This window comes from Aeromonas sp. PrichA-15, from assembly GCF_017939245.1.
Lineage (GTDB): Bacteria > Pseudomonadota > Gammaproteobacteria > Enterobacterales > Aeromonadaceae > Aeromonas > Aeromonas caviae.
In genome coordinates this window covers 20007-27478 of sequence record NZ_JAGKRH010000082.1, presented here as the reverse complement: position 1 = coordinate 27478, position 7472 = coordinate 20007, and the positions used below count along the sequence as shown (strand labels likewise).

The window sequence follows — 7472 nt, the reverse complement described above, 5'->3', positions numbered from 1 at the left end:
TGAGCCGGATTGGTGACAGGGAGGCAGCAGAGGTGTTTGCCCTGTTTCGTCGCATTGCGCTGAACATGGCGCAGCATCATCCGAAGTCAATCAGCAAGCGGCGAAAAATCAAATGCGCTTGCTGGAGTGATGATTTTCGAATGGAGGTGTTTTTTGGCGTGACGACAGATGCGAATTGCTCGCAAAAAGTATAATCCCGCCCTGCCCGGAAGTCTACATCATGATATTGCCGGCTTTCGGCATCGTCTCCAGCATCATTCCGACCTTCTCCCGCAAGAAGCTGTTCGGTTATCGCTCCATGGTTTATGCCACCAGCAGCATCGCCTTGCTCTCCTTCATGGTCTGGGCTCACCACATGTTCACTACCGGATTGCCCGTGGTGGCGGAGCTGTTCTTCATGTACACCACCATGTTGATCGCGGTGCCGACAGGGGTAAAGGTATTCAACTGGCTTGCTACCATGTGGCGTGGTTCTCTGACATTCGAGACCCCCATGCTGTTTGCCATCGCCTTCATCACCCTGTTCACCATTGGCGGTTTCTCCGGGCTGATGCTGGCCATGACGCCAGCTGATTTTCAGTATCACGACACCTATTTCGTAGTGGCCCATTTCCATTATGTGCTGGTGACCGGTGCCGTCTTCTCGATCCTGGCTGCGGCCTACTACTGGTTGCCGAAATGGACGGGGCACATGTATGACGAGCGGCTCGGCCAATGGCACTTCTGGTGTTCGCTCGTCTCGGTCAATGTGCTGTTTTTCCCCATGCATTTTGTCGGGCTGGCGGGCATGCCTCGCCGCATTCCCGATTACGCCCTGCAATTTGCCGACTTCAACATGCTGATCAGCCTGGGGGGCTTTGCCTTCGGCCTGTCCCAGCTGCTGTTTGTCTGGGGGGTGATCAAATGCATCAGAGGCGGAGCCAAGGCGAGCGATCGGGTATGGGAGGGGGCCGAGGGGCTGGAATGGACGCTCTCTTCTCCCCCTCCCTATCACAGTTTCCAGACTCCACCGGATATCCGGTCGGAAGAGCGTTAGGGGGGTCATATGACCAAGGTCAGTCATGCCCCCTTGCTCAGAAAACTGGCTCTGGTCGTGCTCGTCATGTTTGGTTTTGCCTTTGCGCTGGTGCCGCTTTATGACGTCTTCTGCCGGATCACCGGCCTCAATGGCAAGACGTCTGATCAAGCGGCCAGTACGGAGCGGGCGGTGATCGACAGCAAGCGGAGCATCCAGATCGAGTTTCTTGCTCATGCGGATACCCGGATGCCGTGGGAGTTCAGCGGTGAGACGACTCGGCTGTCGGTGCGGCCGGGGGAGGTGAAGATGGTCAACTTTCGGGTGTTCAATCCCACGGAGCGGACCATGGTGGGTCAGGCGGTCCCGTCGGTCTCTCCCGGTCCCGCCGCAGCCTATCTGAAGAAAGTGGAGTGTTTCTGCTTCGATCACCAGGAGCTGAGGGCAGGGCAGAGCAAGCTGATGCCGCTCAAGTTCTATATCGATCCGGCACTACCGGACAGCATCAATACCATCACGCTTTCCTACTCGCTCTATGACATCACGGAGTCCGTACCTGCACCGGCACTCGCACAGAGGAAATGACCATGGCCAAGGTGAACCAGACCTATTATGTCCCGGACCAGAGTCGCTGGCCCATCATTGGTGCCATTGCACTGTTTTTCCTGGCGTTGGGGGCGGGACATCTGGTCAATGAAGTGACGAGTGGGCAGACCGGTTTCGGCCGGTATCTGATGATGGCCGGTGTCGCCCTGCTGGCATTCATGTTGTTTGGCTGGTTCCGTCACATCATCCGGGAGTCCATGACCGGGCTCTACAGCGCCCAGATGGACAGATCCTTCAGGCAGGGCATGGTCTGGTTCATCTTCTCTGAAGTGATGTTCTTTCTGGCTTTTTTCGGAGTGCTGTTCTATGCACGCCAGCTTGCGGTGCCCTGGCTGGATGGTGCGGGCCACAGGGTGATGACGGGCCAGCTGCTGTGGCCGGATTTCACCGCTCACTGGCCCCTGCTCAAGACGCCCGGCGGGGCCACGACCCAGGCCATGCCCTGGCAGGGGATCCCCCTCATCAATACCTTGATCCTGCTCGGCTCCTCCGTGACCCTGCTGTTTGCACACATGAGTCTGGAAAACGGCAGACGCATGCGGCTCAAGGGGATGTTGCTGGCAACTGTGGTGCTCGGGCTGACATTCCTGTGGTTTCAAGGCTATGAGTATCTGCATGCCTATCGGGATCTCGGGTTGCGGCTGGATTCCGGCATCTATGGCAATACCTTCTTCATTCTGACCGGGTTCCATGGACTGCACGTGCTGCTGGGCACCCTTTTCCTGACCATCATCTGGCTGCGAATCATGTTGAGGGATCATTTCACCCCACAGCGTCATTTCGCTTTCCAGGCTGCGGCCTGGTACTGGCACTTCGTCGATGTGATCTGGCTCTGTCTGTTCGTCTTTGTCTACCTGCTTTGATGCCGTGCTCAGTAGGGGCGAGGGTTGGGCTCCAGCCAGCCCATCGCGAGAGAGAGCAGCAGTATGATGACCACCAGCAGGGAGAAGAAGACGCGCCGGCCCAGAGGTACCGACATCTTTTGCGTATTGCCTTCACTGAGCATCAGCCAGAGGGCGTGAAACAGCTGGCCGATGATGAGCAGCAGCATGAGTATCAGAACGACCTTGATCAACATCTTGGGATCCTCCTCGATATGCGCGATTCGGCTGCACGAGACAAGCGACGACCATGGCATCACAGACGCTGGTTCGTCTTGTTGTTCACTCTGGTGGTGACGGCCGGTTTGTGCAAGCTGGCGTTCTGGCAGTGGCAGCGCGGAATGGAAAAAACGGCCTGGCTGGCGCAGATGGCAAAGATGCAGCAGGCCGGGCCAAGGACATTGGCCCAGATCGACTGGCAACACCCGGAGTCACTGGATGGCCAGCCTCTGCAAGGGAAAGCCGAGTGGATCAGCCCTTATGTCTGGTTGCTGGACAACCAGATCGTCAACGGGGAGGTTGGCTATGACGTGCTCATCCCGGTACGCACAGAGGGGGGATCCTCACAGTTGCTGGTCAACCTGGGATGGGTGCCTGCGCCATCCGACAGGTCGCAATTGCCCAATCCCGCCATTCCCGCCGCAATGACCCTTGAAGGTGTTCTGCGCATGGCTCCCGGCGGCTTCCTGCTGGGACAGAACATAGAACCAGGCCCCTACCCGAACCGGCTGCAATCCATCAGGGTCGAGACCCTGCGACAGGCAATCGGAGTCCCGCTTGCAGACGCCGTGTTGTATCAAAGACGAACCCCATTCCTCTATCACTACCAGCACAATGTCATGCCGCCCGAAAAACACCGGGCCTATGCGGTGCAATGGCTCGGCTTGGCGCTGGTGGTTCTGTCAGGGGGGGTCATGCTGACAAGGAGGTGCTCCCCATGAGCGGATGGCGACGCTGGCGGGTGCCAGCGCTCTTTGCTGCGGTGATCCTGCTGCCTGTGGTGCTGGCGGCTCTGACTCTTCACCAGGGCTGGTATGAACCCGGCACGCGCAGCAAGGGGCACTGGCTGCACCAGGATATCTATCTGTTGCAACCGCTTCCTGCCCATCAGCACCAATGGCGACTGGTCTATCTGGTGGCCCCTCGCTGCGAGGGGCAATGCCGGCAGGTCCCTGTGCTGATGGCGCGCATCCAGGCGGCACTTGGCCGCAACCTGGACAAGCTGGAGCTGGTCCAGTTGACGCCACCTCACGAGGCAAACAGTGAAATGAGGGAGGGGGATATACTGCTGGTGGACGCCCGCGGCTTGGCCATCTTGCGTTACGAGGTGCCCGGCAGCACGACGACCTGGCCGTTGCTTGGCAAGGCGGTACTGTCGGATCTGCAGCAACTGCTCAAATATCAGCGTGGGGTGCAGTGACGATGCAGCCGACATGGGACTCGCATCTTCTGGTGACTGCACGGTCAACGAGGCGTCATATGAAGATGCACAAGAGGCTGGCCTCCGTGGCCATTGCGCTGGCAGTTCTTGTCATCGCGCTCGGTGCTTATACCCGGTTGACGGATGCCGGGCTGGCTTGCCCCGATTGGCCAGGTTGCTATGGTTCCCTGGCCATTCCCCGCGCTGAGCATGCGGAACTGGCGGCACAGCGCTATCCGGCCAGCCCGCTTGTTCCTCACAAAGCGCGCAGCGAGATGGTGCATCGCTACTGCGCCGGGGTGCTGGGAGGCGTGATTGTGCTCCTGTCCGGCTTGGGCTGGCGTACAGGCGGCCGACTGCGTCACCTCTCGCTCATCTTGCTGGTGCTGGTTGCGGGTCAGGCGGCACTGGGTATGTGGACGGTGACCCTGGCCCTGCATCCCCTGGTGGTGACCACTCATCTGCTGGGCGGCTTCGCCATCCTGACCTTGCTATGGCTCTATCGGGCCGAATTGGCAGGTTTCCCTTCACCCCCGCCCGTACACCAGGGCGTTTCCTGGCTTGGCAGCATGGCCTGTGGCGTGTTGCTGCTGCAGATCGCGCTGGGGGGCTGGACGTCGGCGAACTATGCGGCCATGGCGTGTGTGGAGTTTCCCTTGTGCCAGGGCAACTGGCAGGCAGAGCTGAATTGGGCGCAAGCCTTTCATCTCCCTCTGGGGCACGCCAGCTATGAGTTCGGCGTGCTGGGCAAGGAGGCGCGCCAGACCATTCACATCGCCCATCGCCTGGGAGCGCTGACCACGGCCTTGCTGGTGGGTGCTTTCGCCCTCGCGCTGCTCTGCCAGCGGACCCCCCTGAGAGGGTTTGGCTGGCTGTTGCTGGGTCTGCTGACCGTGCAGATTGCCTTGGGATTGGCGAACGTCCATCTGGCCCTGCCGCTGGCCAACGCCCTTGCACACAATCTGGTGGCCGCCCACCTGCTGGCCTGTTGTGTGCTGGCGCGCGGGAGCCTCTCTTTGCATCATCACGACCCCTTGCCATCCCCTGGGATGGTCAGGAGCCGGACATGAATGGGAGAGGGCGGGCACAGCGCTTTGCCCTCCGCCGGGTGCGCGATTATTGTCAGTTGACCAAACCAAAGGTGGTCGCCCTGCTGCTCCTGACCGCCTGGGTGGGCATGCTGCTGGCCGAGCCGACACGCGCCTCTCTGGACGAGATGATACTGGGCCTGGCGGGGATTGGACTGCTCGCTGCCGGGGCGGCGGCCATGAACCATTCTCTGGATAGCGGCATCGATGCCCGGATGCGCAGAACGCGCTGGCGCCCGGTCGCCATGGGACGGATCACGCCGGGGCAGGCGATGAGTTTCGCGATCTGTCTGGCACTGTCGGGGTTTGTTCTGCTCCATTGGGGCGTAAATCCCCTGACTGCCTGGCTAACCCTGGCCAGCCTGTTCGGCTATGCGGTCGTCTATACCCTGCTGCTGAAGCGGGCCACGCCGCAGAATATCGTCATCGGCGGATTGGCGGGAGCCATGCCGCCGCTCTTGGGCTGGACCAGCATCACGGGGCAGCTTTCGGCCGAGCCCTGGCTGCTGGTGATGATCATCTTTACCTGGACGCCGCCCCATTTCTGGTGTTTGGCCATCCACCGGCGCGATGACTATGCCGGTGCCGACATTCCCATGCTGCCGGTCACCCACGGCACCGATTTCACCAAGACAGCCATCCTGCTCTATCTGCTGATCCTGACGCTCGTCTGTCTGCTGCCCTATCTGATCGGCATGTCGGGGCTTGTCTACCTGGTCGGCAGCCTTGGGTTGAACCTCGGATTCTGCTGGCATGGTTGGCTGTTGAAGTACGGGGATCGGCCCGGCCAGGCGATGCGCACCTTCCGTTTCTCCATCTATCACCTGATGCTGCTGTTTGGTCTGCTGATTCTGGATCACCACTGGTTGTGGCGGTTGTCATGACGTTGATGCGGGTCGCGGTCGGGTGAATGGTGACGCTGCGTCGGTGCACTGCAGGGATGCACAGACCTGATGCAAAACAAGATGGCCCCAAGGGGCCATCTTGTTTTCAGGGGGACGGAGTGGAGCCTAGAGCTTGACCATGATGTGGCGCGGCACCGTGTAGTCCTCCAGCGCGTAGAGGGAGAGATCCTTGCCGTAGCCGGACATCTTCATGCCGCCGTGGGGCATCTCGGAGGTGAGCATGAAGTGGGTGTTGATCCAGGTGCAGCCGTACTGCAGGTGGCTGGCTACCTTGCTGGCAAGGCCGAGATCCCGGGTCCAGACCGAGCTGGCGAGGCCGTAGTCCGAGTCGTTGGCCCACTGCACCACCTGCTCGGCGTCGCCAAAGCGGGTCACCGACACCACCGGGCCAAATACCTCCCGGCGCACAATTTCATCCTCCTGACGGGCATGGGCGATCAGGGTCGGTTCGAAGAAGAAGCCGTTGCCGGGGCGGATCTTGCCTCCCGCCGTCACCTCGACGTGACCGCTGCTCTGGGCCCGCTCCACGAAGCTGGCCACCCGGTTGCGCTGCCGGTCCGAGATGAGCGGCCCCATCTCCACCCCCTCCTCGCGCGGACCGCCCACCTTGATGGAGGCAACCGCCTCGGTCATGGCGGCGACGAACTTGTCGTAGATCTTGCCCTGGGCATAGATGCGGCAAGCGGCTGTGCAATCCTGGCCGGCGTTGTAGAAGCCGAAGGTGCGAATGCCGGCCACCACGGCCTCCAAGTCTGCATCGTCAAAGATGATGACCGGCGCCTTGCCGCCAAGCTCCAGATGGGTGCGCTTCATGGTGCGGGCGGCGCTCTGCAGGATCTTCTGGCCAGTGGCGATGTCACCGGTGAGGGACACCATGCGCACCAGCGGGTGCTCCACCAGCGGCGCCCCCACGCTCTCGCCCCGGCCGCAGACGATGTTGATGACGCCGCGGGGGAACAGCTCGCTGGCGAGCTCCGCCAGGCGCAGGGCGGTGAGCGGGGTCTGCTCGGAGGGCTTGAGCACCACCGTATTGCCGGCGGCGAGCACCGGGGCCATCTTCCAAGCCGCCATCATCAGCGGATAGTTCCAGGGGGCGATACTGCCCACCACACCGATGGGGTCGCGGCGGATCATGCTGGTGTGCCCCTCGATGTACTCCCCCGCCAGCGGCCCCTGCAGGCAGCGGGCAGCGCCGGCGAAGAAGCGGAAGCAGTCCACTACCGCCGGCAGCTCGTCATTGAGCACCGCCAGATAGGGTTTGCCGCAGTTGAGGGATTCGAGGGCCGCGAACTCCTCGGCGTGGCGCTCGATGGCATCGGCCAGGCGCAGCAGCAGGGTACTGCGGCTCGCCGGGGTGGTGCGGCTCCACTGGGCGAAGGCGCGCTGGGCGCCGTTCACCGCCCGGTTCACCTGCTCGAACGAGGCTTCAGGCACGGAGGCTATGAGCTCCCCGGTGGCCGGGTTGAGGATGGGCTCGGCCTGGCCGTCACCGGTGACGAACTGACCGTCGATCAAAAGTTGGGTAGAGAGTTTCATGGTTGCATCCTTGCGCACGCG

9 protein-coding genes and 1 pseudogene are annotated in these 7472 nt (G+C 61.5%); 8 read left to right on the top strand and 2 right to left on the bottom strand.

The genetic code is table 11. The features are described from left to right. The 4 genes and pseudogenes from J9889_RS12705 to J9889_RS12690 all read left to right on the top strand — a co-directional run. Positions 1-194: pseudogene (locus J9889_RS12705) on the top strand (hypothetical protein); the annotation flags it as partial. Beyond that, a complete protein-coding gene (locus tag J9889_RS12700; RefSeq protein ID WP_282597948.1) occupies positions 176-1036 on the top strand; it encodes a cbb3-type cytochrome c oxidase subunit I in 861 nt (286 codons plus the stop codon). The pseudogene J9889_RS12705 and the gene J9889_RS12700, both read left to right, overlap by 19 nt. 9 nt (positions 1037-1045) lie before the next feature. Continuing rightward, positions 1046-1600, top strand: coding sequence for a cytochrome c oxidase assembly protein (locus J9889_RS12695; protein ID WP_113978221.1), 555 nt, complete (start codon positions 1046-1048; stop codon positions 1598-1600). A 2-nt stretch (positions 1601-1602) separates the two neighbouring features. Next, positions 1603-2484, top strand: a complete 882-nt coding sequence (locus tag J9889_RS12690) for a cytochrome c oxidase subunit 3 (protein WP_113978219.1) — start codon at positions 1603-1605, stop codon at positions 2482-2484. A gap of 8 nt (positions 2485-2492) precedes the next feature. Here J9889_RS12690 and J9889_RS12685 read toward each other — a convergent pair whose 3' ends face one another. Next, positions 2493-2699, bottom strand: coding sequence for a DUF2909 family protein (locus J9889_RS12685; protein WP_113978217.1), 207 nt, complete (start codon positions 2697-2699; stop codon positions 2493-2495). A 78-nt stretch (positions 2700-2777) separates the two neighbouring features. Here J9889_RS12685 and J9889_RS12680 point away from each other — a divergent pair, with 78 nt between their 5' ends. Genes J9889_RS12680 through cyoE form a run of 4 tightly spaced genes read left to right on the top strand, consistent with a single transcriptional unit; the run spans position 2778 to position 5894 of the window. Then, entirely contained in the window at positions 2778-3443 is a 666-nt protein-coding gene (locus J9889_RS12680; RefSeq protein WP_234922604.1) for an SURF1 family protein, read from the top strand. After that, positions 3440-3922 (top strand): hypothetical protein, encoded by a 483-nt coding sequence (locus J9889_RS12675; protein ID WP_201932974.1) that lies wholly within the window; start codon positions 3440-3442, stop codon positions 3920-3922. The genes J9889_RS12680 and J9889_RS12675 overlap by 4 nt, the downstream gene beginning before the upstream one ends. A 59-nt stretch (positions 3923-3981) precedes the next feature. Further along, positions 3982-4992 carry a COX15/CtaA family protein gene (locus J9889_RS12670; RefSeq protein WP_113978212.1) on the top strand — a complete coding sequence of 337 codons (1011 nt, stop codon included), beginning with the start codon at positions 3982-3984 and terminating at the stop codon, positions 4990-4992. Continuing rightward, the gene (gene cyoE, locus J9889_RS12665) at positions 4989-5894 is read left to right on the top strand and encodes a heme o synthase (RefSeq protein ID WP_113978211.1); all 906 of its coding nucleotides are present in this window, start codon (positions 4989-4991) and stop codon (positions 5892-5894) included. Before J9889_RS12670 ends, cyoE begins: the two co-directional genes overlap by 4 nt. Before the next feature lie 126 nt (positions 5895-6020). Here cyoE and J9889_RS12660 read toward each other — a convergent pair whose 3' ends face one another. Continuing rightward, a complete protein-coding gene (locus J9889_RS12660) occupies positions 6021-7451 on the bottom strand; it encodes a gamma-aminobutyraldehyde dehydrogenase (protein WP_069784282.1) in 1431 nt (476 codons plus the stop codon). Positions 7452-7472: the final 21 nt, after the last annotated feature.